We start from the raw sequence: 24,174 nt of genomic DNA, 5'->3' as shown, positions 1-24,174 counted from the left end.
AAAGAAAAAGAAAAGCAGAAGCGGGTCACTCGCTGCGCTCGCTCTGTGTCGACCAAGGTCGACACCTACCAACAGCCGCAATTGCCAGTAGATCCACGCCATGCGTGGATGATTCATTCGATGTCTGACAGATGTGCCGACCAACGGTCGGCACCCACCAACAGCCGCGTGAACCTGTCGAAGGCGGGGTACTGCGGGTTTGCGGGGTGTGAGCCGCATGGATGCGGCGACCAAGCCTACAAGGACGTACTTGCGGCGGCCCCGCAAACCCACAGTACCCCGCCATCCCACGGAATGCCCGCTGTTGCTGTTGCTGTTGCTGTTGAGGTTGCCGGCCAGCGGCCGGCACTACCGCGGGTGCAGGGCTGCAAGCCCTGCAGGACACCCCTTACCCCGCCATCACCGCTTCGATCTCGTCGGCGCTGCGCGCCAGGCCTTCGGTCAGCACGCGATGGCCATCGTCGGTGATCAGCACGTCATCCTCGGTGCGGATACCGATACCGCGCCAGCGCGGCTCCACCGTCGTGTCATCCACGCCGATGTACAACCCAGGCTCGATGGTGAACGCCATGCCCGGCTCCAGCAGACGCGAGTCACCGGCCAAGCGGTAGTCGCCCACGTCGTGCACGTCCATGCCGATCCAGTGCCCGGTCTTGTGCCGGTAGAAGCGCTGGTACAGGCCCTCGGACAGGTTCTTTTCCAGCGTGCCCTTCAGCAGGCCCAGCCGCAGCAGGCCCTCGGTCAAGGTCTGCACTGCGGCCAGATGGCCGGCCTCGTAGGGCACGCCCGGCCTGGCCTGGGCCAGCGCCGCCGCCTGCGCCTCGCCGACCAGGTCGTGCAGCGCGCGCTGCTCGGCACTGAAGCGGCCGTTCACCGGGAAGGTGCGGGTGATGTCGCTGGCGTAGCCGCGGTACTCGGCACCGGCATCGATCAGCACCAACTCGCCATCGCGCGACCGCGCGTTGTTGTCGCGGTAATGCAGGATGCAAGCATTGCGGCCGGCGCCGACGATGCTGCAGTACGCGGGCACCGCATCGTTGGCGCGGAACACGCGTTCCAGCTCGGCCTGCAGTTCGTACTCGTGGATGCCGGCCCTGGCGGCCTTCATCGCCGCCAGATGCGCACGCACGCTGATCTGTGCGGCGTGGTGCATCAGTGCCACTTCGGCGCCGGACTTGAACAGACGCTGCTCGTGCAGCAGGTGGCCCAGCTCCAGGAACTCATGTGGCGGCTGCGCACCGTGGCGTACCTGCGAACGCACGCGGTTGACCCAGCCGATCAGCTTCAGGTCGAAGTCGGCGTCGCGGCCGAAGTGGTAATACACGCGCGAGCGCCCTTCCAGCAGGCCCGGCAGGATGTCGTCCAGATCGTCGATCGGGTAGGCATCGTCCATGCCGTACTGGGCCACCGCGCCTTCCTGGCCGGCGCGGCTGCCATCCCAGGCTTCGCGCTCGGCATCGCGCTCGCGGCAGAACAGGATGGCCTCGCCGTGGCGTCGGCCCGGAATCAGCACCAGCACCGCTTCCGGCTCCGGGAAGCCGCTCAGGTACTGGAAATCCGAATCCTGCCGGAACGGATAATGGGTATCGAGGCTGCGCACCTTCTCGGCCGCGGCCGGCAGCACCAGGATCGCGTCCTCGCCGGCCATGTCCATCAGCTGGCGGCGGCGACGCTTGTACTCGCCGGCGGCAATGCCGGTGCGCTGCTTGATGTCCATCAGTTCAGGCGCTGACGATGGCGCGAGGCCAGCACCACGTCGCCGTGCAGCAGGAGCACCGCCACGCGGATGAATTCCTCGATCTCCGACAGAGCTTCGTCGTCATCATCGCCACCGGCCTCGAAATCCTCGCTGGAGGCACGCGCCAGGCTGGCCATGTCGGTCAGCGCTTCCTCGCCCTCTTCGGACAGGGTCGGGCGGCGGCCGCCGCTGCCCAGGCCGAAGCCGCCCAGGAAGGAACGGGTCCAGCTGAACATGGCATCGGCCTGCGCGGATACGTCGTCGCCGTCGGTCAGCAGCAGCTCGAAGGCGAAGTCGCGGTCTTCCAGCTGCTTGATGGTGGCCTGCAGCAGCTGCCCCAGCACGCTGTCGGCGGCCACCGGCGGCAGATTGTCGTCGGCCAGCACGCGCGCCGGCCAGTCGTTGCCGGGGGCACCGCCGGCGGCCAGCCAGCCACACAGCGCACCATGCAGCTCGGCAGCGGTGGCGCCCAGGCCCAGCTCCTGGCTGGCGCGGGTAACGTCGTCGACGGAGGGAAGTTCGGTCATCGTGCGGCTCGTTCGGAAAGGAAACCCGGAGCGCGCACGCGCGCGCCCGTGAGACCCCGTAGTGTAGCAACCCGGCGGCATCCTCCCGGTAGCCCTCCGGCCTTGCTGCGACAGCGCTTGACCGCCCTTGCCCGGCTTGCCTATCGTGCCTGCATGGAACCCGCCGACCCCCTTGCCCAGCTGCAGGACTTCGCCGCCCGCGTGGAAGCGTTGCTTGAACGCAACCAGCGCCTGGCCGAGGAGAACCGCAGCCTGCGCCACCAGCAGGAACAGCTGGTGGCCGAGCGCTCGACGCTGCTGGCCAAGAACGAGCAGGCGCGCTCGCGGGTGGAAGCGATGATCAGCCGGCTCAAATCCCTGGAGCAGCACACATGAGCGCCGAACCGGTCAGCGTCCGCATCCTCGATCGTGAATACACCGTGGGCGTCGGCGCCGACGAACGCGACAGCCTGATGGCGGCTGCGCGCCTGCTCGATGCGCGCATGCGCGAGATCCGCGGGAGCAACCGCATGGCCGCCGTGGACCGTGTCGCCGTGCTGGCCGCACTGAACCTGGCCCACGAACTGCAGCTGCTGCGCGACGAGAACGCCCGCCAGGCCGTGGCCCTGCAGCAGACGCTGGCCGACCTGAACCGGCGGCTGGACCGCGCCATCGACGGCGGCACCTGAAGACCGTGCACAACGCGTCTTCTCATATCTGAATTGGCACGTACTGTTGCCGACGAACGGCCTATCCAGATCCGGCGCGCTGGCTATAATGGCCACGCGTTCTCTGCGGTACTCGACGGCATGTGCAAACATTCGCCTTGTCCCTTAAGAACGACACCGGGAGCGCGACAGCGCCGGGAGTGCAGGTCCGCCTTGTAGCGGGAAGCCCGATGGTTCTCCAGCGTTCCCACTTGAGCCCCCGGGTTCAAGGTCGTTTCGCATGCATCGACATTGCGGAGAATGCAATATTCCAGCAAGGGCGGCGTCTTCGGGCGTCGCCCTTGTTCTTTCCGGCACAATGAGGGCTGATCCTTGCCGCACGCTGCCATGACCGACCCGCGCCAGGCCCTGCGCCACGACCTGCGGCAACGCCGCCGTGAACTCTCCGCAGCTGCGCGCATCGCCGCCGCCGAATCGCTGGCCGATGCCCTGCTCGCCCTGCCGTTCGCCCCGCGCGAAGGCGCCGTGGCCGGCTACTGGGCGCTGGATGGCGAAATCGCCCTGCACCGCTGGCAGTTGCAGTTGCCCGAAGGACTGACCTATTGCCTGCCGGTGCTGGCCGGTGACGTGCTGCGCTTCGCGCCGTGGCGGCCGGGGCAGCCGCTGACCAGCAACCGTTACGGCATTCCCGAGCCGGACGTGGCGCTGGAAGACACCCTGGAACCAGCACAGATGGCGCTGGTGGTGGCCCCGCTGGTGGGTTTCGACACGCAGTGCCGGCGGCTGGGCATGGGGGGCGGCTGGTATGATCGCAGCTTCGCCGTCCGCCACGACCGGCCGGCGCCGCCCTGGCTGGTCGGTGCTGCGTTCGCGGTGCAGCAGGTCGAGTCCTTGCCGGTGGCGTCGTGGGACGTGCCCGTGGATGCGATCTGCACCGAAGACGGCACCCTGTTCCCCTCCGCTGCCCCCGTGAACGCATGACCGCCCGCAAGCGCTACTGGCTGATGAAGTCCGAACCGGACGCCTTCTCCATCGATGACCTGGCCAAGGTCAAGGTCGAACCCTGGAACGGGGTGCGCAATTACCAGGCGCGCAACTTCATGCGCGATGGCATGCAGGTGGGCGACGGCATCCTGTTCTACCACTCCAATACCAAGGTGCCGGGCATCGTCGGCCTGGCCACGGTGGCCAGCACGGCCTATCCGGACGACACCCAGTTCGATCCAAAATCCGACTACCACGACCCCAAGAGCACGCGCGAGAACCCGCGCTGGATGCTGGTGGACGTGGCCTTCGACCGCAAGCTCAAGCAGGTGATCGCGCTGGACGAGATCAAGCTGCACGCCGAAGAGCTCGGTGAAGGCTTCCCGCTGGTTGCCAAGGGCAACCGCCTGTCGGTGTTCCCGGTGACCGCCGCGCAGTGGAAGCTGCTGCTGTCGCTGGAAAAGAAATCCTGATTCCCTGCCTGAGAGTTCTCCCATGTCCGAAGCCAAGCGCCTGGCCGCCGAGAAAGCCATCGAGTACGTTGAAGACGGCATGATCGTCGGTGTCGGCACCGGTTCCACCGTGGCCTATTTCATCGATGCCCTGGCCCGCATCCAGCACCGGATCAAGGGCGCCGTGTCCAGCTCCGAGCAGAGCACCGCGCGCCTGAAGCAGCACGGCATCGAAGTGATCGAGCTGAACCACAGCGGCAACCTGTCGCTGTACGTGGACGGCGCCGATGAGTGCGATCCGAACAAGTGCCTGATCAAGGGCGGCGGCGCCGCACTGACCCGCGAGAAGATCATCGCCGAGGCCAGCGAGCGCTTCATCTGCATCGTCGACCCGAGCAAGCAGGTGCCGGTGCTCGGCAAATTCCCGCTGCCGGTGGAAGTGATCCCGATGGCGCGCAGCCTGGTCGCCCGCCAGATCCGCGACATGACCGGCGGCCAGCCGACCTGGCGCGAAGGCGTGGTGACCGACAATGGCAACCAGATCCTGGACATCCACAACCTGCAGATCACCGATCCGGAAAAGCTGGAGCGCGAGCTCAACCAACTGCCGGGCGTGGTCTGCGTGGGCCTGTTCGCGCGCCGCCGCGCCGATGTGGTGATCGTCGGCGGCGAGCCGCCGGTCGTGCTCTGACCCTTTCGAAGGATCCTGACGATGTCGCTGTTGCGTTCGCTGCTGATGCTCCCGCTGCTGGCCCTGGCTGGCTGCGCCACCGACGCGGCCCGCCACTGGGTCGAACTGGATGGCGCCCGCTACCAGGTCGAGCTGGCCACCAACGATGAAACCCGCGCGCGCGGGTTGATGTTCCGCGACCAGATGGCGGCCGACCACGGCATGCTGTTCATCCACGACCGCGAGGAAATGCAGGCGTACTGGATGAAGAACACCAGGATCGCGCTGGACATCCTGTACTTCGACAGCCAGCGCAGGCTGGTCAGCCAGCAGCGTGATGTGCCGCCGTGCTCGGCCGGCGACATGTGCCCGCCCTACCCCAGCGGTGGCCCGGCACGTTACGTGCTGGAGCTCAACGCCGGCCAGGCCGAGAAGCTGCAGTTGAAGGACGGTACGGAGCTGAAATTCGGCCCGGGCATCGAAAAGTAAGGTGCGGCCGGGCTGCGCCCGGCACGCGCAGTAGTGCCGGCCGCTGGCCAGCAACCCTGCAGGGGCCAGATCCCATTCGCTCGCGAAAGGGATCTGACCCCGGATTTTTCACGCGACACCGCTTGAAACCGCCTGCGAATGACGCCAGTCTGTGGCCATGCAGGACCGGATCACACTCCCCGACTGGGATGCACTGGCCGACCTCGAAGACGAGGCGCTGCCACTGTTGCCGACCGCGCTGCTGATCGCGCGCGATGAATACCCCGATCTGCAGCCGTCGACCTACGACGCGTTGATCCAGAGCCACGTCGACCACCTCCGCTCGGAAGTGGAGAGCATCGACAACAGTCCATTGAAGATGGCGGCGATCAACCGCCACCTGTTCGACGAGCTGGGCTACAGCGGCGACCACGACAAGTACTACGATCCGCGCAACAGCTATCTCAACCAGGTGTTCGAGCGGCGGCTGGGCAACCCGATCTCGCTGGCGCTGGTGCAGATGGAAGTGTCGCGACGGCTGGGGATCCCGCTCGACGGCGTGTCCTTCCCCGGCCACTTCCTGGTGCGCCTGCCGGTGGACGACGGCGTGCTGGTGATGGACCCGTTCAATGGTGGTCGCCCGCTGGACGTGGACGAACTGCGCGAACGCGCCAAGTCACACCTGGGCGGGCAGATGCCCGACGACCAGGTGCTGGCGCAGATTCTCGACCCGGCGCCGGCGCGCGCGATCCTGATGCGCATGCTGCGCAACCTGCACGGCGTGTATGCCGAGGCCGGCGAATGGGATCGCGCCGCGCGCAGTGCCGACCGCCTGCTGAAGCTCGCCCCGGAGCAGGACGATGCGCTGCGTGACCGCGGCCTGGCCTATCTGCAGCTGGAATATCTGGCCGGTGCCCGCCATGACCTGGGGCAGTACCTGAAGCGCAATCCCGAGGCCAGCGATGCGCAGTGGCTGCGCGAGAAGCTGATCGACCTCGGCGGGCCGATGCCGCGGCTGCATTGAGGGCGTCGGTGTGTGGACCAACGGTCCACACCCACCCCAACGGTCCGCACCCACAGAAGGGCCTGCAGGCCCTACCGGTCAATCGACTTCGACCATCTCGAAATCGGCCTTGGTCACCCCGCAATCGGGGCAGGTCCAGGTCTCGGGGATGTCCTCCCAGCGCGTCCCCGGCGCGATGCCCTCCTCCGGCAAGCCTTCCGCTTCGCTGTAAAGGAAGCCGCAGACCACGCACATCCAGGTGCGCAAGGTGGTGGGGGTGGCATCGCTCATCGGATAATCAGGGCTGGATTCACGGGCCGCCATTGTCCCATCGCGGTCCACTCACCGGTAGCCATCGATGACTTCTGCTTCCCCGGCGCCCCGCGGCGTCTACCTGATCACCCCGGACGAGCCCGATACCGCGCGCCTGCTGGCCCGTACCGCGCCGCTGCTGGCCGCTGGCGCCACCTGGCTGCAGTACCGCAACAAGACCGCCAACGACGCGCTGCGGCAGGAACAGGCCACCGCCCTGCAGGCGCTGTGCGCACACTACGGCGTACCGCTGATCATCAACGACGACCCGGCGCTGGCGAAGGCGGTGGGCGCGGCTGGCGTGCACCTGGGCGGCACCGACGGTGACATCCCAAGCGCGCGTGCGCTGCTCGGCGCCGAGGCCATCATCGGCGCTTCCTGCTACGACCAGCTGGCCAATGCCGAGAAGGCCGTGGCCGCCGGTGCCAGCTACGTGGCCTTCGGCGCGTTCTTCCCTACCACTACCAAGGTCACCACCAGCCGCGCGGATACCGACCTGCTGCGGCAGAGCGCCGCACTGGGCGTGCCACGGGTGGCGATCGGCGGGCTGAAGCCGGACAATGTCGGTCCCATCATCGACGCCGGCGCCGACCTGGTGGCCGTGGTCAGCGGCATTTACGCCGCGCAGGACCCGGTCGCGACCCAGCGCGCCTTCCTCGCCCAGTTCGCGTAACGCCCAGGAAAGCCCCATGAACCACGACCAGTCCCACGCCCTGTTCTCCCGCGCCCAGCAGCTGCTGCCGGGCGGCGTCAATTCGCCGGTGCGCGCGTTCAAGTCGGTCGGCGGCGAGCCGTTCTTCGTCGAACGCGCCGATGGCGCCTACCTGTACGACGTCGACGGCAACCGCTACATCGACTACGTCGGTTCCTGGGGCCCGATGATCGTCGGCCACAACCACCCGGCCGTGCGCCAGGCGGTGAAGAAGGCGATCGACAACGGCCTGTCCTTCGGTGCGCCGTGCGCGGCCGAAGTGACCATGGCCGAAACCATCACCCGCCTGGTGCCATCGTGCGAGATGGTGCGCATGGTCAACTCCGGCACCGAGGCCACGCTGTCGGCGATCCGCCTGGCGCGTGGTGCCACCGGCCGCAACCGCATCGTCAAGTTCGAAGGCTGCTACCACGGCCACGGCGACTCGTTCCTGGTCAAGGCCGGCAGCGGCATGCTGACCTTGGGCGTGCCGACCTCGCCGGGCGTCCCGGCCGGGCTGAGCGAACTGACCCTGACCCTGCCCTACAACGACTTCGAAGCGGCCACCGCCCTGTTCGAACAGCAGGGTGGCGACATCGCCGGCCTGATCATCGAACCGGTGGTCGGCAACGCCAACTGCATCCCGCCGCGCGAGGGCTACCTGCAACACCTGCGTGCGCTGTGCACGAAGCATGGCGCGCTGCTGATCTTCGACGAAGTGATGACGGGCTTCCGCGTCGCCCTCGGCGGTGCGCAGGCGCACTACGGCATCACCCCGGACCTGACCACCTTCGGCAAGATCATCGGCGGCGGCATGCCGGTGGGCGCCTACGCCGGTCGTCGCGAGCTGATGCAGCAGATCGCCCCGGCCGGCCCGATCTACCAGGCCGGTACGCTGAGCGGCAATCCGGTGGCAATGGCCGCTGGCCTGGCGATGCTGGAGCTGATCCAGCAGCCGGGTTTCCACGCCGACCTGGCCGAGCGCACCGCACGCCTGTGTGCGGGTCTGGAAGCGGCCGCCGCCGACGCCGGTGTGGCCGTGACCACCACCTGCGTGGGTGCGATGTTCGGGCTGTTCTTCACCAGCGAGAAGGTGGAGACCTATGCGCAGGCCACCGCCTGTGACATCCCGGCGTTCAACCGCTTCTTCCACGCGATGCTGGAGCAGGGCGTGTTCCTGGCCCCGTCGGCGTACGAGGCCGGCTTCCTGTCCAGCGCCCACGACGATGCCGTGATCGAGGCGACGCTGGCCGCAGCACGCGTGGCGTTCAAGGCCGCCAAGGGCTGATCGCAAAAAAGGGGACGGAGGGGATTAAGTCGTTTGTGCACAAACGACTTAATCCCCTCCGTCCCCTTTTTTCAACCGAAGACGAATTTGCCCTTCATCATCGCGAAGTGGCCGGGGAACGAGCAGAAGAAGGTGTAGTCACCGCCCTTCTGCAGGCCCTGGGTAGAGAAACGCACACGCGTGGTCTCACCACCGCCGATCACCTTGGTGTGCGCCAGCACGCGCTTGTCGGCCTTCGGCAGGTAGCTGTCAGCCAGCGTCATGCGCATGCCCGCCATCGCCACCGGCTGGTAATCGGCAGTGCGGGTCAGCACCCAGTTGTGGCCCATCGCGGTAGCGGCCAGCTTGCCGGTGTGGCGCAGGGTCAGGTCTACGGCGGTGCAGTCGGCGGCGACCTTGATCTCGCGGCTGCTGAAGCTCATCTGGTCGGTGCTGTCGATGCTCACCGCACACACCCGCGCCATCGCCGACGGCGCCAGCATCAGCGCGCCCAGTCCCACTGCCACCACCCAAGCCTTCATCGTTGCATCTCCTGCGGATTCGAGCGCCATTCTAGGCAGGCCTATGCCCGCCCGGCTGCGACCGTCTGTCGCATGGCAGCTCCAGGGTTTCCCGCGCACTCATCGCAATGGCATGCTCGGCCGATGCGGATCGATCTGTTGCTGCTGGATGTGGATGGCGTGCTGGTGCAGTACCAGCGCGCGCAGCGCGTGCTGCACCTGGCCCAAGCACTGCAGGTTCCGACGCAGGCCGTGCAGGCCGCGTTGTATGACAGCGGCCTGGAAGCGGCACATGACAATGGCACGCTGGATGGCCCGGCCTATCTGGCACAGCTGGGAGAGCTTCTGGGCACGACTGTCGATGTGGCTGCATGGACCGCGGCGCGACGGGCCGCCAGCCATCCTCAGGCGGCCGTGTTGCAACGATTGCAGGCCCTGCAACCGCCAATCGCGGTGCTGACCAACAACGGCGCCCTGATGCAGCAGGCATTGCCCACCCTGCTACCGGAACTGTTCCCTGCGCTGCAGGGCCGCGTGTTCTGCAGCGCGGAGTTCGGTCTGCGCAAACCGGCGCCCGCGGTGTTCCTGCGCACGCTGGAAGCGCTGGGCGTGGCGCCTTCGCGCGCGCTGTTCGTCGATGACCTGTTCGCCAATGTGCGTGGCGCGCGCGCTGCCGGCCTGCACGCGGAAACCGTGCGCGATGGCCGGGGATTGGGCAAGGTGTTGAAGCGCTATCGGATCGCATGACGCGCTGTAGAGCCGAGCCCATGCTCGGCTCCTGTTGCCTGACATCGCGATGAGCCGAGCGTAGGCTCGGCTCTACAGATGCCTCTGCAGGCTTCAGCGCGCGGCGATGAACGCAGCAATCGCCGCGCGCAGGCGCTTCAGGCCTTCGGCCACTTCTTCGTCGGTGATGTTCAACGACGGCACGAAGCGCAGCACGTCCGGGCCGGCCTGCAGGGTCAGCAGGCCCTGCTCGGCGGCATGGTCGAGGATCGCCCCGGCCTGGCCGGCGAAGTCCTTGCCCAGCACCGCGCCCAGCATCAGGCCGCGGCCACGCACGTCGCTGAACACGCCGAATTCTTCGTTGATGCGCGCAAAGCCGTCGCGCAGCGCCTTCGACTGGCGGCTGACATTGGCGGCGATCTCCGCCGAGGCCAGCTTGCGCAGCGCAACGCGTGCGACCGCAGCGGCCAGAGGGTTGCCACCGAAGGTGGTGCCGTGCGCACCGAACTGCATGGTTTCGGCCACCTTCGGGCCGGCCAGCATCGCGCCGATCGGGAAGCCGCCACCGAGTGCCTTGGCCAGGGTGACCATGTCCGGCACCACCTCGTCCTGCCAGTGCGCGAACAGCGTGCCGGTGCGGCCCATGCCGGCCTGGATCTCGTCCAGCACCAGCAGTGCGTTGTGCTGGTCGCACAGTTCGCGCACGCGCTTGAGGAAGCCGGACTTGGCCGGCATCACACCGCCCTCGCCCTGGATCGGCTCCAGCATCACCGCCGCCACGTCACCGGCGGCCATCGCGGTTTCCAGCTGCACCTCATCGTTGAAATCGATATAGCGGAAGCCACCGGGCAGCGGCTCGTAGCCTTCCTGGTACTTCGGCTGGGCAGTAGCGGTCACTGCGCCAAGGGTGCGACCGTGGAAGCTGCCGCGGAAGGTGATGATCACCCGCTTGTCGGCCGGGCGCCCCTGGCTGGAGGCCCACTTGCGGACCATCTTGATCGCCACTTCGTTGGCTTCGGCGCCGGAATTGCACAGGAACACGCGCTCGGCGAAGCGGCTGGCCTTGACCAGCTCCTCGGCCAGGTGCAGCGGCGGCGCGCTGTAGAACACGTTGCTGGTGTGCCAGAGCTTGCCGGCCTGCTCGACCAGCGCGGCCACCAGGTCCGGATCGTTGTGGCCGAGGCCACACACGGCGATGCCGGCGGCCAGATCGATGAACTCACGGCCCTGGCTGTCCCACACGCGGGCGCCCTGGCCGCGCTCCAGTACCACCTGGCGGGGCTTGTAGACCGGCAGGTAGTAGTGTGAAAGGGAAATCAGCGGATCGGTCGCGGCGGTCATGGCAGTCGGCAGGGTTCAGGAATGCCCATTCTCGCGCCGGAACCCCTGCGGCACAATGCGCCCATGCGACCGTTTTCCGCCCCCCAGCTCAACCCCGCCACCGAGACCGGCTGGCGCCGTCGGTGGTTCGACATCATCTACCGCCATGACACCCGCCCTTCGCGCAATTTCGACCTGATCCTGGTGGTGGCGATCGTCGCCAGCATCCTGGTGGTGATGATCGACAGCGTGCAGCACCTGCATGCCGAATGGTCCACCGGCCTGTACATCCTGGAATGGGGCTTCACGATCATCTTCACCGCCGAGTACCTGCTGCGCCTGGCGGTTGTCAGGCGCCCGCTGCGTTACGCGGTGAGCATCTGGGGCATCATCGACCTGCTGTCGATCCTGCCCGCCTACCTGTCGATGTTCATCCCGGGTGCGCAGAGCCTGCTGGTGGTGCGCGCGCTGCGCATCCTGCGGGTGTTCCGCATCCTCAAGCTGACCCGCTACATCGAGGAAAGCGGCGTCCTGATGACGTCACTGTGGCGCAGCCGGCGCAAGGTGCTGGTGTTCCTGTTCACGGTGATCACCATCACCATCATCGCCGGTGCGCTGATGTACGTGATCGAGGGCCCCGAACACGGCTTCACCAACATCCCGGCCAGCATGTACTGGGCGGTGGTGACCATGGCCACGGTCGGCTTCGGCGATATCGTGCCCCAGACCGTGCTCGGCCGCTTCGTCACCTCGGTGCTGATCCTGATCGGCTACAGCATCATCGCCGTGCCCACCGGCATCTACACCGCCGAACTGGCCAGCACCATGCGCGAGGCCGAACTGGCCGCGCGCCGTGATGCCCGCGGCTGCCCGCATTGCGGGCTGGAGGGGCATGAACCGGATGCGCGGCACTGCCGCAAGTGCGGTGGGATCCTTCCCGAAACGTTCAACAGCTGAGGCCAGCATGCCAGGTGCGTGGACCATGGTCCCGGGAATGGGATCAGGGAAGGCGACCGCTTGCCGCAGCCAGGTCACCATAGGCATCGTTCAGTCGCGACAGGGCGCCAGGGGACGCATACACCCTGGGCCGCATACCAGGCAACAGCACCGCCGGATCCTGCTCGACAATCGGCTGGCCCTTTTCCAATCGCTCGACACGATGCCAGGCTTCACTGACCAAGGTATCGGCGGAAAGCTCGAACAGGCGCCACGCCGCCACATCATTGCCGATGCCACTGCTCTGCGCTTGCTGGAGCATGGTCTGATACTGCTGCAGTTGGTTGCGTGCAGCTACCAGGTCTGGCGTCGGCCCCCGCAGCGAGCGCACCAGATCACGGCCTTCACCCACGAAACGTAGTGCGTAATAGTCCGTGGACCTTCCCTGATATCCCTCCATCCTCGCCAGCAACTCAGCGCGGTAGGCAAGGTCGTGCTGATGCAGGGCAGCATCCAGCACTTCGTTCGCTGCAAAGTACCTCGCGTAAGCCTGCATCAGGGCAGCATGCTGGCGGCGCATGCCCGCGCCGCCGTCACGACGGAATTCTTCACGACGATAATAACGATCAACAGGCTCAGCGACGGCCTGCAAGGCCAGCAGCGCCTGATGGTACTGCCGGGCTGCCGCGTCGAAGGGGACGGGGGGCTGCCGCTCCAATGCCTCCGTCACCGCGTTGCCACAGTCGTACTCGACGTCATTGGCACTCCAGCCCGGTCCACGCGGGGCTGTCTCCGTTCCCGTCGGACCCGCGTCAGCGTCCTTCATCCAGCTTGTATATCGTTCAAATCCCCCCCGAACGCTCAGTTCCATCGCATCTCGGCACTTTGCATAGGCGCTGGCTTTGCGTTCGCGCAAGCCAGAGCCAGAGCCAGACCCGACTCCCGCATCGCTGCAGGCCGACAGCAGCAGACAAAGGACGGGAAACACCAGCAGACGGCGACAAGCGGCGGAATGACTCATACGGGACATCCATGTTGTACAGGGGAGGGACAGTACGGCACCAGCGTTATCCTGACGAGGGCTTCCCCGTTTCAGGAACCAGCTCAATCCAGGAACAGATCCGGCAACAGCGCGCGCGACGGGTCCACCGCATAGCCGGACAGATCGGTGATACCCGCCTGTGCCAGCACGTCATCGTCGATCAGGAACTGGCCATGGAAGCCGGCCGCTTCGCGCACCAGCACCGCGTGTGCGGCATCGGCCATGATCTGTGGCGTGCGGCAGCCAGCCGCATCCACGCCCGGAATCATGTTGATCGCATCGGTGGCGATGACGGTGCGCGGCCACAGCGCATTCACCGCCACGCCCTGCGGGCCGAATTCCGCGGCCAGGCCCAGGGTGACGAAGCTCATGCCCATCTTCGCCAGCGTGTAGCCGGTATGTGCGCCCCACCACTTCGGCTCCAGGCTCGGCGGCGGCGCCAGGGTCAGGATGTGCGGGTTCGGCGCCTGCAGCAGGTACGGCAGGCAGGCCTGCGCGCACAGGAAGCTGCCGCGCGAATTGACCTGCTGCATCAGGTCGAAACGCTTCATCGGCGTATCCAGCGTGCCGCGCAACCAGATCGCGCTGGCGTTGTTGATCAGGATGTCGATGCCACCGAAGGTGTCGACCGTGGCCGCCACCGCCGCCTGCACCTGCTCTTCCTCCCGGATGTCGCACTTCAGCGCCAGGCCCTGCCCGCCTGCAGCCGTCACCGCTTCGGCGGCGGTGTGGATGGTGCCCGGCAGCTTCGGATTCGGCACCGACGACTTGGCCGCGATCGCCACGTTGGCCCCGTCGCGCGCGGCGCGCAGTGCGATGGCCAGGCCGATGCCACGCGAGGCACCGGTGATGAAAAGCGTTTTGCCCTGCAGACTGCCCACGTTCCGCACTCCAGCGTATGCAATGAGCCGCTAGTATGCCGCGCCGACGCGGAGTTCACCCGCCCTTGACGATACTCGGGCCTCCAGACAACGCACGAGGTACACGCCATGCGCCGTTCCCGCCTGTTGCTGCCTGCCTTGGGGCTTGCCCTGCTGACTGCCTGCCAGGGCCGTTCGCCGGAACCCGGCAAGGAGCCACCCGCCGGTGACACGCCCAGCGCGGAGAAGGCCGCCGCCGACGGCAAGATGCGCTGGAGCGAGGCGGTGGTCTGGGATGGCGACCTCAACGCCTGCCGCCAGGGCGAGAACGCGGCCACCCGGGATTGCCTTCGCGACGCGATGCGCGCCGGTGGCGCCAGTGCCGAGGCCATCACCGCCGCCGAGCAGTTGTCCACCGGCGGTGAGTTGGCCTATGTGACCGCGTGGCACGAGAACGAAGGACTGGGCATTGCCACGGTCGAGTATCCGTTCCGCGCCAACACCAATGAAGGTACCCGCCTGGTCGATGCCAGCGGCAAGCGCATCGATGTGGATGCCGTGCAGTTGGACGACACCTTGCGTGCCGACCCCACTGTGCAGGAACTGCTGAAGGCCAACCCGCAAGCCACGCCGTTCGCACCGGCGCAGTCGGCCGGCGCCTCGCCGTTGGAGAATGGTGGCATCCGCCTGCTGTACCGCACACCGCTGCGCGACTGCCACGCCTGCCCGGATGTCGGTCAGTTGCAGATCGCCTACGACTTCGACGCCAAGCGCAACTTCATCGGCCAGCAGGTCGTGCCGGCAACGCCGTAACCCGGAAACGCCGCGTCTCGCCGGGCATGGCCCGGCGAGCGCAGTGTCGAATCACCGGTATGCCTGCACCTGCTTCTTCAGCAGATGCGGCACGATCAACCGGTGCACCGGCGCAACCGGCAGCATGTACGTGCGCCCGAAGGCGTTATGCGTATGCACCACGGTCGCCACTTCCAGCACGTCGCCCTGCCACTGCAGCGCCAGCTGCACGCGAAGATGGCGGTCGTCGTCTTCCAGCACGATGGCATCGTCATCCATCGACTGCAGGGTGAAGATGCCCAGCCGCTGGCCGGGTTGAGGATCTTCAACAACCTGCACTGCACGCAACGAACCCAGATGCTTCATGCCCAGCAGGCGCATGCCGTGGTTGCGCAGCGCCATCAGCCCATCGAACCAGCCGGGAATGGTCGCGGCCATGTCGCGGTAGGCCTGCAGGGCCGAGCGCCCATCGCGACGGGTCGTCGCCTGGCAGGCGTGCACGAAGTCGGCGCCAGCCAGCTGTGGGTGCAAGACGCTGCCCACACTCGGCGGGCTGGTCAACACCTGCACACGGCTCACGGCTTTGGCCCCTGCCCTTCGTTGTCTTCCCAATGCAGGATGCGGCGGGTGACGAAGCGGTAGACCGGCTTGCCGGTAGCAAACCACAGTTCGCGCACCCACGAGGTGCGCTTGAGCACGCGCTTCTCCACCGGGGTGAGCGATTCACGGCAGTACATGCGCTTGTGCTTGAGCAGGTGGCGCAGGTCCTCGCGCGCAAGCAGCCGCATCCAGCGCGAGCGCGGGTTGCCGATCACCGCCAGCTGGAAGTCGATCAGCGCCGGCCGTCCATCTTCAGTGACCAGCCAGTTGGCCTCCTTGGCCAGATCGTTGTGGGCCACGCCGTTGCGATGCAGCTGCTGCAGCAGCCGGCGCGCGGAACGGAACCAGGCCAGGTCGCCGCGCGGTGGGCGCTGGTACATGGCGTCGCCGGCCATGAAGCTGCGATCCAGGTGATGGCCATTCCAGGCCAGCAGCTGCGGCACATCGGCCATGCCGTGAATGTGCTGCAGCGCGCGGGCCTCGCGGCGGGCCAGCCACCATGCAGGCAGCCGCAACCACAGCGGCGTGGCACCAAGATCACGGCGCACAAAGGGACCATCGGGCCCTTTCACAAGGAGGATCCGGCCGAAGCTGTCGGCCTTCAAAGCATGCGGTTGAGCGTCGGGCGTATGCGGCATGGGCCCATTCTAGGCGATGGCACTGGTTGCAAACGGTCACCAAGCGGCTGGGAACCAGTCACCTTCACGCCCCTATAATCGGGCAATGGACTCTTCATGGATCGACGCCACGCTCGCGTGGATTGCCGCTCACCCCGTGCTGGCGGGCGCCGTTATCTTCCTCATCGCCTTCTGCGATGCGGTCATCATTCTTGGCGCCATCGTGCCGGCGCTGCCACTGCTGTTCGCGGTGGGCGTGTTCATCGGCCTGGGCCAGATCTCCGGGCCGTACGCGGTGGCGGCTGCGGCATTGGGTGCGTTTGCCGGCGATGGCATCAGTTACTGGATCGGCCGCCGCTGGGGCGACCGCCTGCGCGGCGTGTGGCCGTTCAGCCGTTACCCGCAGCTGCTCGACCGCGGCGAAAACCTGTTCCGCCGCAATGCCTTCAAGAGCATCCTGGTGGCACGCTACGTCGGCGCGATCCGGCCATTCGTGCCCGCCATCGCGGGCATGATGAAGATGCCAGCCAGCCGCTATGTACAGGCCAGTGGTATCGCCAGCATTTCATGGGCGGTCCTGTTCCTGGCCCCCGGCTGGATTCTTGGCGAGGCCTATGACGCGGTGGCGGCGGTGGCCGGTCGGCTGGTGGTGGTGGTCGGCCTGCTGGCGGTGATCCTCGGCCTGGTCTGGGCCATCGTGCTGTACGGCTACCGCTGGTCGGCCGCGCGCATGGACAACTGGTTGGCACGCCTGCTGGACTGGTCCAACCGCCACCCCACGCTGGGCCGCTATACCGTCGGCGTGCTTGATCCCAAGCGCCGTGAATCGGTGCCGCTGGCGATGCTGGCGTTGATGCTGCTGGTACTGGGCTGGGGCTGGTTCGCATTGTTGACCGTGGTGGTCGCGCACGGCGAGCCGCTGGCGATCGACCTGCTGGTGCACCAGGCCATGCTGGCGCTGCGTAACCCGCTGGCCGATTACCCGATGGCCGCGCTGGCGTCGCTGGGCGCCTGGCAGGTACTACTGCCGGCCACCGCTGCAGCGATGGGCTACCTGATCTGGCGCCGGCGCTGGATGGCGGCCGCCCACTGGCTGGCCGCCCTCGCCTTCGGCCTGGCGCTGACCATGCTGCTGGGTGCCACCGTGGATGTGGTGCGCCCGGTCGACGCCAGCAGCGGCTTCGGCTTCCCTTCGGTGTCGGTGACCATGGCCACCATCACCTTCGGCTTCTTCGCAGTGTTGATCGCGCGTGAGATGCCCGGCCGCACCCGCGTCTGGCCGTACCTGGTGTCGGGCATCGTGGTCAGCCTGATCGGCTTCTCGCGCCTGTACCTGGGTGCGCATTGGCTGAGCGACGTGATCGGCGGCATGCTGTTCGGCACGTTCTGGCTGCTGGTGCTGGGCATCGCCTACCGCCGCCGCTTCAACCGCTCGTTCTGGGTGAAGCCGGTGGCGTGGCTGTTCTACGGCGTGTTCGCCGTCGCCGCGATGTGGTACGCACCGCGCAACATCCCGGTGAAGCTGGAACGCTTCGAGCCGACCCTGCCGGCCCCGCAGGCAATGGACACGCAGGCCTGGTGGCAGCACGACTGGGCCACGCTGCCGGCGCGCCGCAACGAGTTCGACGACGACCAGCGCTGGCCGCTGGACGTGCAGGTGGCCGGTCCGTTGGCACCGCTGCAGGCGCAACTGGAAGCGCGCGGCTGGAAGCGACAGGAGCAGGCCGGCTGGCAGCAGGCGCTGCTGATGCTGGACAAGAACACCGGCGCCGATGACCTGCCGGTGCTGCCGGCGACGCTGGACACCCGCGTGGAAGCGCTGTTGATGGTGCGCCAGGGTGCACATCGCGATGAGCGCTACGTACTGCGCCTGTGGCCAGCCCCTGCACAGTTGCAGCCGGGCAATACGCCACTGTGGCTGGGCAGTGCGCAGACCCTGCGCTACCAGCGCCATTTCGAATGGATCGGCATGTGGCATCCACTGCGCGGCGTCGACCCGGCATTGAACGCGGTGAAGGACGCCGTGCAGGACCTGCCGCAGCGCGAGGATGTGCACAGCGAAACCGGGTTGCCGGTGCTGCGGTTGAAGACCACCACGCCCTGACCGGCACCGGCACGCAGCCACCCACTGTAGAGCCGAGCCCATGCTCGGCTGCTCTTCGCGGGAACCATCAAGCCGAGCATAGGCTCGGCTCTACTGTAGATCCACGCCATGCGTGGATGGCATTCCCCGCATACCCCAGCGTGTGCACCAGGGCGCACACCACCCGGGGCAGGCTGTTACGGCATCCAGCCCAGCAACTGCTGCAAACGCTGGTGCGGGTCGTCCAACTGCAGCAGCTGCAACCGCTGCTGCTCGCTCAGCGGCAGCAGCTCGGCCAGCCGCCAGCCGACCCAGCTGGCCTGGTCCAGCAACGCCGGGTTGGCCGGTGCATAGGCCTCGCCGGCCTGTTCGATGATGTGCCCCAGCACCGTGGCCAGCAGGGCATGCTGCGGCCGCAGTTCGTCGTCTGGGTCTTCATCGCACCAGCGCACGTCGGCTACCACCAGCCCGTTGTCACGCACGCGCGTGCGCTCGACATGGAAACGGCGGGTGCCGCGCAGGCGCAACTGCAGCACGCCGTCGGCGCCAACATCGAAGTCTTCGATGCGCACCTGCACGCCGTAGGCGGCCGGCGTTGCCGGGGCTCCCACTTCCTGGCCATCCAGGATCAGGCAGACACCGAAGCCCTCACCACTGCGGCCGCTGTCGCGGACCAGGTCCAGGTAACGGCGTTCGAACACGCGCAGGCCCACCGCTGCACCTGGTACCAGCGTGGTGTGCAGCGGAAACAGCGGCAGTGAACCGTCGACGCTCATCGGGCCTGCAGCGCGGCAAGGAAGCGGCGCGGTGCGCCGTCGAAGCCACCGTTGGACATGAACACCACGTGGTCACCCCTGCGCGCGCTGGCCTGCAATTGCGCCAGCAGCGCGTCGGTATCGGGCACCGCGTGCGCTTGGCCGCGCACTGCGGCGATCACCGCAGCGGCATCCCAGGCCAGTTCCGGGCGATGCAGGAACACCACTTCATCGGCCAGCGCCAGCGAGGGTGCCAGCGCCTGCGCGTGTGCGCCCAGCCGCATCGAATTGCTGCGCGGCTCCATCGCGACCACGATGCGCGCATCGCCCACCTTGGCGCGCAGCCCTTCCAGCGTGGTGGCGATTGCGGTCGGGTGGTGGGCGAAATCGTCGTAGACGGTGATGCCCTCATGGCTGCCGATCACTTCCATGCGGCGCTTGACGCTGCGGAAGCGCGCCAGCGCCGGGATCACCTCGGCCGGCGCAACACCCACCGCATGTGCGGCTGCCAGCGCCGCCAGGCCGTTGAGCACGTTGTGGCGGCCCAGCAACGACCACTGCACATCACCCAGTGCCTGCCCGCGGTGATGCACGCGGAACGCGCTGCCATCGGCAGCCAGCAGCTCGGCATGCCATTCCAGCGACGGATCGAATCCGAAACGCTCAACCGGGGTCCAGCAGCCCATCGCCAGCACTTCGGCCAGATGCTGATCCTCGCCATTGACGATCAGTCGGCCACGCGCCGGCACCGTGCGCACCAGGTGATGGAACTGGCGCTGGATCGCGGCCACGTCCGGGAAGATGTCGGCGTGGTCGTATTCGAGGTTGTTGAGGATGGCCACCAGCGGCCGGTAGTGCACGAACTTGCTGCGCTTGTCGAAGAACGCGGTGTCGTACTCGTCGGCCTCGACCACGAACTCACGGCCCTGGCCCAGGCGGGCGGAGACGCCGAAATCCTCGGCCACGCCGCCGATCAGGAAACCGGGAGAACGACCGGCACTTTCCAGCAGCCAGGTGAGGATGGTGGTGGTGGTGGTCTTGCCGTGGGTGCCGGCCACGGCCAGCGTGTCGCGGCCCGGCAGCACCTGCTCGGACAGCCACTGCGCACCGGAGATATAGCGCTGGCCGGCGTCGAGCACGGCCTCAACGGCGGCATTGCCGCGCGAGAGTGCGTTACCGATCACCACCTCGTCGGTGCCCGGTGGCACGCTGTCGGCGCGGTAGCCCTGGTCCAGGGTGATACCCAGCTGCTCGAGCTGGGTGGACATCGGCGGATAGATGGCCTGGTCACTGCCGCTGACCGTATGGCCCAGTTCCCGCGCCAGGGCGGCCACGCCGCCCATGAAGGTGCCGGCAATTGCAAGGATATGTACGCTGCTCATGACCGAGGATTGTGACCGATGACGGCTGTATAGGGCCAATGTCCGATCCGGGGTAAGACAAGTCCTACACAGGATGTGAGGAAACTCCAATCATCTGTCAGGGAAATCCCGATAGCGATGTTCTGTGAACCCGGACACAATTCGAACTGCCAGCCGCAGTACCCGAACCGGTCCTACTCCCCAAGAGGCCATCCCCAAGGGAGCTCATGCTGCGGGGCCCTGAGCAAGCCCTCTGCTGGCGCCTATCAAACGACACAGGCCTGATCCTCACGGACCAGGCCTGTGTTTTTTTCTGCACCCGTGCGCCCGGCAGCACGCCGGCCCCGCCGGGTCAGGCGTTGATCGCCGCCAGGATGCGGGCTTCGATCTCGTCCAGCTCACCGACGCCGTCAACCCGGGCCAGGGTGCCGCGGCCAGCGTAAAAGTCCACCACCGGGGCGGTCTGCTCGTTGTAGACCTGCAGGCGCTGGCGCACCGCTTCCGGGTTGTCATCGGCGCGGCCCTGCTCCTTGGCGCGGCCGGCGATGCGGTCCACCAGCAGTTCGGTGGGCACGTCCAGCTGCACCACCGCGTCCAGCGGCTGGCCGATCTTGGCCAGCAGGCCGTCCATCGCATTGGCCTGGGCCACATTGCGCGGGTAGCCATCGAGGATGAAGCCCTTGGCGACATCAGCCTGGGTCAGGCGCGACTCCAGCATGCCCAGCAGGATGTCGTCCGACACCAGGTTGCCGGCATCCATCACCGTCTTGGCCTGCTTGCCCAGTTCCGTGCCCGCGGCGATTTCCGCGCGCAGCATGTCACCGGTCGAAATGTGGGCGATCCCCAGCTTTTCCTTCAGGCGCGTCGCCTGTGTCCCCTTGCCCGAACCGGGCGGTCCCAACAGAACCAATCGCATTGACCTGACTCCAACGTGTTGAAAACAAAGAAGGTTCGCGTCCCGGACGGGCCGGTATCGCTGCACCGCAATAGCGCCACTTTACCGCATCCGGGTAATGTCCCTGCAATGTCCTTTCCCCCGAGCAGGTAGACGCATGCGCAACGGTACCCTCCTCTACGCCCAGTCCGGCGGTGTTACTGCGGTCATCAACGCCACGGCGGCGGCGGTGATCGAGCAGGCGCGGGCCAAGGGCATCAAGGTCCTGGCCGCCCGCAACGGCATCCTCGGTGCCCTGCGCGAGGAACTGATCGACACCAGCAGGGAGAGCGCGGCCGCGATCCGCTCGCTGGCCCATACCCCGGGCGGCGCCTTCGGCTCGTGCCGGGTCAAGCTGAAATCGCTGGACGCCGACCGCGCCCGCTACGACCGGCTGCTGGAGGTGCTGCGCGCGCATGACGTGCGCTGGTTCCTCTACAACGGTGGCAACGACTCGGCCGACACCGCGCTGAAGGTTTCGCAGCTGGCCAAGGCCTCCGGCTACGACCTGACCTGCATCGGCGTGCCCAAGACCATCGACAACGACCTGGCAGTGACCGACACCTGCCCCGGTTTCGGCTCGGCGGCCAAGTACACCGCCGTCTCGGTGCGCGAAGCGGCGCTGGACGTGGCGGCGATGGCCGAGACCTCCACCCGCGTTTTCATCTACGAGGCCATGGGCCGCCACGCCGGCTGGCTGGCCGCGGCCGCCGGCTTGGCCGGCAACGGCGATGACGAGGCGCCGCACATCATCCTGCTGCCCGAACGCGCCTATGACGAGGCGGCGTTCCTGGCCAAGGTCAAGGCCGTGGTCGAGCGCGTCGGCTACTGCGTGGTGGTGGCGTCGGAAGGCATCGCCACCGCCGATGGCCGCTTCGTTGCCGACGCCGGCGGCGGCAAGGATTCATTCGGGCACGCGCAGCTGGGCGGCGTGGCCGCGCACCTGGCCGGCCGGGTCAAGGACCAGCTGGGCCTGAAGGTGCATTGGGCCCAGCCCGATTACCTGCAGCGCTCGGCCCGCCACCTGGCCAGCAGGACCGACTGGGAGCAGGCGCAGGCGGTCGGCAAGGCTGCGGTGCAGCTGGCGCTCAAGGGCCAGAACGGCGTGATGCCGGTGATCGTGCGCAGCGGCGACGCGCCCTACCGCTGGAAGATCGAAGCGGCGCCGCTGTCGAAGATTGCCAACCATGAAAAGAAGATGCCCGCCGGCTTCATCCGCCGCGACGGCTTCGGCATCACCGCCAAGGCGCGCGCCTACCTGTCGCCGCTGATCAAGGGCGAAGCGCCGCTTCCGTATGGCACCGATGGCCTGCCGAAGTACGTCACACTGAAGAACGTGGCGGTGAAGCAGAAGCTGCCGGCCTTCGAAGGCTGAGGTGCACCTGCGCCCTGTGCGGAGCACAGGGCGCATTGCGGAGACCACCGAAGCGCCCCACAATCGGGCTCCGGCCCGGGGCAAAGGGGCCGCCGCAAGCCAGATTCGACGCTGCCCGGCCACGTGGCCCGGGCCTGTGCTGCCATTTCACAAGGACTGTAACCATGAAGCACCCGATCCTGATCGCCGCGCTGCTGTGCGGTGCCGCCGCACCCGCCTTCGCTGCGACCTGCGAAAGCAACTTCCAGAAGAAGGGCAACCCCTTCGTCGGCACGACCTTCACTTCATCGGTCACCCATCCGGACCTGACCGTGGCCAGTGCCATCGGCCAGATGCGGGTGATCGCCAAGAACGCCAACATGGACGTCCTCAGCGAGGACGTGGAAGGCGGCTCGATGCTGATCGAAGAGCCGGAATCGTTGGCCCACAAGCCGATCCCGATGATCATCAGTGCCACCTCCGAAGGCGGCCAGGGTACCGTCGGCATGGTGGTGAAGGTCAACAAGGGCGCCATTGCCTCGGCCGATGGCGTGCGCGAAGAAATGTGCAAGCTGCTCAACCAGGTCAAGCCGGGCAAGGCTGGCGAACAGGCGGCCAAGGCCACTCCGCAGGCGTCGGTGGTAACGATCGCCGCCGACCGCTTTGGCTTCCAGCTGCGCAACCAGAACAAGGACAACCCGGCCGCGATCGAGCCGCGCTACAAGGGCAAGACCTACGCCATCACCGGTCGCATCACCACCGTGCTGCGCAGTGGCGGCACCTACAACACCAGCTTCGACCTGCCCAGCGATGGCAGCATCGACTTTGAGCGCGTGGCCATTTCCTGCTCGTTCGCAGCCAACCAGGCCGCGTATGCGCTGGCCCTGCGCCCGCGCGAGAAAGTGACGCTGACCGGCGTGGTCGACAGCTATGACCAGGTGGGACGCGTGTTGTGGCTGAAGGACTGCCGCGGCAACTGATTGCTGCAGGCATGGGGAAAATGCCCGGGTGCGCAGGCGCCCGGGCATTTTCCTTTCCACAGCGGTTCACGCCTGGCGCACGAGCATCGCAGGATGATGGACGCCCCGCCTGGAGATCATCATGGCCTTGCGCGTTGTTCGACTGGGAACGCCACGCCAACCCGGCGAGGGGCTGCGTATCGGTACCGTGCGGCGCCCGCCGCGCGGCGTGCCGCACAGCGAGTTCGCCCGGCAGGACTGGTACGACGTCTGGTTCCCGACCCTGTCACCCAGCGCGGCACTGGTGAAGCAGGCGCACGAGGCGAAAACGGCCGCCGACTGGAACGCGTTCTTCCGCCACTACAAGGCTGAGATGAAGTCCCCGGATGCGGCCCACGCGCTGGACCTGCTGGCTGCGATGTCGCAGCACAGCGACCTCAGCGTGGGGTGCTACTGCGAGGATGAGGCGCACTGCCACCGCAAGGCGCTTCGCGAGCTGCTGGTGGCGCGCGGGGCGACGCTGGCCGGAGAATGATGGCGCGCCGCAGTAGATCC

General features: G+C 67.1%; 28 protein-coding genes and 1 other RNA gene. 17 read left to right on the top strand and 12 right to left on the bottom strand.

The window, feature by feature from the left end; translation table 11 throughout:
• Positions 1-388: 388 nt before the first annotated feature.
• Together O0J15_RS07810 and O0J15_RS07805 are read right to left on the bottom strand one after the other, a co-directional pair.
• Entirely contained in the window at positions 389-1,711 is a 1,323-nt protein-coding gene (locus tag O0J15_RS07810; RefSeq protein WP_111098876.1) for an aminopeptidase P N-terminal domain-containing protein, read from the bottom strand.
• Positions 1,712-1,716: 5 nt separating this feature from the next.
• The gene (locus O0J15_RS07805) at positions 1,717-2,265 is read right to left on the bottom strand and encodes a YecA family protein (RefSeq protein ID WP_014648288.1); all 549 of its coding nucleotides are present in this window, start codon (positions 2,263-2,265) and stop codon (positions 1,717-1,719) included.
• Positions 2,266-2,418: 153 nt separating this feature from the next.
• Between O0J15_RS07805 and O0J15_RS07800 the strand changes: the two genes are divergently transcribed.
• The 8 genes from O0J15_RS07800 (at position 2,419) to O0J15_RS07765 (ending at position 6,510) form a co-directional block, all read left to right on the top strand.
• Positions 2,419-2,640, top strand: a complete 222-nt coding sequence (locus O0J15_RS07800) for a TIGR02449 family protein (RefSeq protein ID WP_005410898.1) — start codon at positions 2,419-2,421, stop codon at positions 2,638-2,640.
• The gene (locus O0J15_RS07795) at positions 2,637-2,933 is read left to right on the top strand and encodes a cell division protein ZapA (protein WP_019661999.1); all 297 of its coding nucleotides are present in this window, start codon (positions 2,637-2,639) and stop codon (positions 2,931-2,933) included. Before O0J15_RS07800 ends, O0J15_RS07795 begins: the two co-directional genes overlap by 4 nt.
• A gap of 97 nt (positions 2,934-3,030) precedes the next feature.
• Positions 3,031-3,216, top strand: a non-coding RNA gene (ssrS, locus tag O0J15_RS07790) — 6S RNA.
• 83 nt (positions 3,217-3,299) lie between these two features.
• Positions 3,300-3,893, top strand: a complete 594-nt coding sequence (locus tag O0J15_RS07785; protein WP_308305433.1) for a 5-formyltetrahydrofolate cyclo-ligase — start codon at positions 3,300-3,302, stop codon at positions 3,891-3,893.
• A complete protein-coding gene (locus O0J15_RS07780) occupies positions 3,890-4,369 on the top strand; it encodes an EVE domain-containing protein (RefSeq protein ID WP_005410901.1) in 480 nt (159 codons plus the stop codon). Before O0J15_RS07785 ends, O0J15_RS07780 begins: the two co-directional genes overlap by 4 nt.
• Before the next feature lie 22 nt (positions 4,370-4,391).
• Positions 4,392-5,039, top strand: a complete 648-nt coding sequence (gene rpiA / locus O0J15_RS07775; RefSeq protein ID WP_005419003.1) for a ribose-5-phosphate isomerase RpiA — start codon at positions 4,392-4,394, stop codon at positions 5,037-5,039.
• A 21-nt stretch (positions 5,040-5,060) separates the two neighbouring features.
• Positions 5,061-5,507, top strand: coding sequence for a DUF192 domain-containing protein (locus O0J15_RS07770; protein WP_014648292.1), 447 nt, complete (start codon positions 5,061-5,063; stop codon positions 5,505-5,507).
• 157 nt (positions 5,508-5,664) lie between these two features.
• Positions 5,665-6,510 (top strand): SirB1 family protein, encoded by an 846-nt coding sequence (locus tag O0J15_RS07765; protein ID WP_019662001.1) that lies wholly within the window; start codon positions 5,665-5,667, stop codon positions 6,508-6,510.
• Between the two features lie 78 nt (positions 6,511-6,588).
• Here O0J15_RS07765 and O0J15_RS07760 read toward each other — a convergent pair whose 3' ends face one another.
• Positions 6,589-6,813: a rubredoxin gene (locus tag O0J15_RS07760; protein WP_014038358.1), complete on the bottom strand. Its 225-nt coding sequence runs from the start codon at positions 6,811-6,813 to the stop codon at positions 6,589-6,591.
• Positions 6,814-6,847: 34 nt separating this feature from the next.
• On the opposite strand from O0J15_RS07760, the gene thiE reads away from it, so the two are divergent.
• Both thiE and hemL read left to right on the top strand, forming a co-directional pair.
• Complete coding sequence (thiE, locus tag O0J15_RS07755; protein WP_308305432.1) at positions 6,848-7,474, top strand: thiamine phosphate synthase; 627 nt, start codon at positions 6,848-6,850, stop codon at positions 7,472-7,474.
• Positions 7,475-7,490: 16 nt separating this feature from the next.
• Complete coding sequence (gene hemL, locus O0J15_RS07750; protein ID WP_308305431.1) at positions 7,491-8,780, top strand: glutamate-1-semialdehyde 2,1-aminomutase; 1,290 nt, start codon at positions 7,491-7,493, stop codon at positions 8,778-8,780.
• A 71-nt stretch (positions 8,781-8,851) separates the two neighbouring features.
• Here hemL and azu read toward each other — a convergent pair whose 3' ends face one another.
• Entirely contained in the window at positions 8,852-9,301 is a 450-nt protein-coding gene (gene azu, locus O0J15_RS07745; protein WP_021203640.1) for an azurin, read from the bottom strand.
• A gap of 123 nt (positions 9,302-9,424) precedes the next feature.
• Between azu and O0J15_RS07740 the strand changes: the two genes are divergently transcribed.
• Positions 9,425-10,027 carry an HAD-IA family hydrolase gene (locus O0J15_RS07740; RefSeq protein ID WP_308305430.1) on the top strand — a complete coding sequence of 201 codons (603 nt, stop codon included), beginning with the start codon at positions 9,425-9,427 and terminating at the stop codon, positions 10,025-10,027.
• 93 nt (positions 10,028-10,120) lie between these two features.
• On the opposite strand, the gene O0J15_RS07735 is transcribed toward O0J15_RS07740, so the two are convergent.
• Positions 10,121-11,347 carry an acetylornithine transaminase gene (locus tag O0J15_RS07735; RefSeq protein WP_134731315.1) on the bottom strand — a complete coding sequence of 409 codons (1,227 nt, stop codon included), beginning with the start codon at positions 11,345-11,347 and terminating at the stop codon, positions 10,121-10,123.
• A 63-nt stretch (positions 11,348-11,410) separates the two neighbouring features.
• On the opposite strand from O0J15_RS07735, the gene O0J15_RS07730 reads away from it, so the two are divergent.
• Positions 11,411-12,283 (top strand): ion transporter, encoded by an 873-nt coding sequence (locus tag O0J15_RS07730; protein WP_134731317.1) that lies wholly within the window; start codon positions 11,411-11,413, stop codon positions 12,281-12,283.
• A gap of 43 nt (positions 12,284-12,326) precedes the next feature.
• On the opposite strand, the gene O0J15_RS07725 is transcribed toward O0J15_RS07730, so the two are convergent.
• Together O0J15_RS07725 and O0J15_RS07720 are read right to left on the bottom strand one after the other, a co-directional pair.
• Complete coding sequence (locus O0J15_RS07725) at positions 12,327-13,283, bottom strand: DUF3829 domain-containing protein (RefSeq protein WP_167692776.1); 957 nt, start codon at positions 13,281-13,283, stop codon at positions 12,327-12,329.
• Positions 13,284-13,366: 83 nt separating this feature from the next.
• Positions 13,367-14,185: an NAD(P)-dependent oxidoreductase gene (locus O0J15_RS07720; RefSeq protein WP_058983483.1), complete on the bottom strand. Its 819-nt coding sequence runs from the start codon at positions 14,183-14,185 to the stop codon at positions 13,367-13,369.
• A gap of 108 nt (positions 14,186-14,293) precedes the next feature.
• Here O0J15_RS07720 and O0J15_RS07715 point away from each other — a divergent pair, with 108 nt between their 5' ends.
• Complete coding sequence (locus tag O0J15_RS07715) at positions 14,294-14,977, top strand: hypothetical protein (RefSeq protein WP_021203633.1); 684 nt, start codon at positions 14,294-14,296, stop codon at positions 14,975-14,977.
• 51 nt (positions 14,978-15,028) lie between these two features.
• On the opposite strand, the gene O0J15_RS07710 is transcribed toward O0J15_RS07715, so the two are convergent.
• Both O0J15_RS07710 and O0J15_RS07705 read right to left on the bottom strand, forming a co-directional pair.
• Entirely contained in the window at positions 15,029-15,535 is a 507-nt protein-coding gene (locus tag O0J15_RS07710; RefSeq protein ID WP_308305428.1) for a DUF2867 domain-containing protein, read from the bottom strand.
• Entirely contained in the window at positions 15,532-16,194 is a 663-nt protein-coding gene (locus O0J15_RS07705) for a serine/threonine-protein kinase (protein ID WP_308305427.1), read from the bottom strand. Before O0J15_RS07705 ends, O0J15_RS07710 begins: the two co-directional genes overlap by 4 nt.
• Before the next feature lie 85 nt (positions 16,195-16,279).
• Between O0J15_RS07705 and O0J15_RS07700 the strand changes: the two genes are divergently transcribed.
• Entirely contained in the window at positions 16,280-18,277 is a 1,998-nt protein-coding gene (locus O0J15_RS07700) for a bifunctional DedA family/phosphatase PAP2 family protein (RefSeq protein ID WP_111098765.1), read from the top strand.
• 176 nt (positions 18,278-18,453) lie between these two features.
• On the opposite strand, the gene O0J15_RS07695 is transcribed toward O0J15_RS07700, so the two are convergent.
• The 3 genes from O0J15_RS07695 to O0J15_RS07685 form a co-directional block, all read right to left on the bottom strand.
• Entirely contained in the window at positions 18,454-19,032 is a 579-nt protein-coding gene (locus O0J15_RS07695; RefSeq protein WP_021203629.1) for an LON peptidase substrate-binding domain-containing protein, read from the bottom strand.
• Positions 19,029-20,393 carry a UDP-N-acetylmuramate:L-alanyl-gamma-D-glutamyl-meso-diaminopimelate ligase gene (gene mpl, locus O0J15_RS07690; protein ID WP_308305425.1) on the bottom strand — a complete coding sequence of 455 codons (1,365 nt, stop codon included), beginning with the start codon at positions 20,391-20,393 and terminating at the stop codon, positions 19,029-19,031. The genes O0J15_RS07695 and mpl overlap by 4 nt, the downstream gene beginning before the upstream one ends.
• A 331-nt stretch (positions 20,394-20,724) precedes the next feature.
• Positions 20,725-21,288, bottom strand: coding sequence for an adenylate kinase (locus tag O0J15_RS07685; RefSeq protein WP_019662016.1), 564 nt, complete (start codon positions 21,286-21,288; stop codon positions 20,725-20,727).
• 136 nt (positions 21,289-21,424) lie between these two features.
• Here O0J15_RS07685 and O0J15_RS07680 point away from each other — a divergent pair, with 136 nt between their 5' ends.
• From O0J15_RS07680 to O0J15_RS07670, 3 genes are all read left to right on the top strand, one after another.
• On the top strand, positions 21,425-22,681 hold the full coding sequence (locus tag O0J15_RS07680) for a 6-phosphofructokinase (RefSeq protein WP_308305424.1): 1,257 nt from the start codon (positions 21,425-21,427) through the stop codon (positions 22,679-22,681).
• Positions 22,682-22,845: 164 nt separating this feature from the next.
• The gene (locus O0J15_RS07675; protein ID WP_019662018.1) at positions 22,846-23,640 is read left to right on the top strand and encodes a hypothetical protein; all 795 of its coding nucleotides are present in this window, start codon (positions 22,846-22,848) and stop codon (positions 23,638-23,640) included.
• Between the two features lie 121 nt (positions 23,641-23,761).
• Positions 23,762-24,154: a DUF488 family protein gene (locus tag O0J15_RS07670; RefSeq protein WP_308305423.1), complete on the top strand. Its 393-nt coding sequence runs from the start codon at positions 23,762-23,764 to the stop codon at positions 24,152-24,154.
• Positions 24,155-24,174: the final 20 nt, after the last annotated feature.

It is taken from the genome of Stenotrophomonas sp. Sm10 (assembly GCF_030985515.1).
GTDB lineage: Bacteria > Pseudomonadota > Gammaproteobacteria > Xanthomonadales > Xanthomonadaceae > Stenotrophomonas > Stenotrophomonas hibiscicola.
Note: the sequence above shows the minus strand (reverse complement) of the source record. Positions and strands in the feature narration are given on the sequence as shown.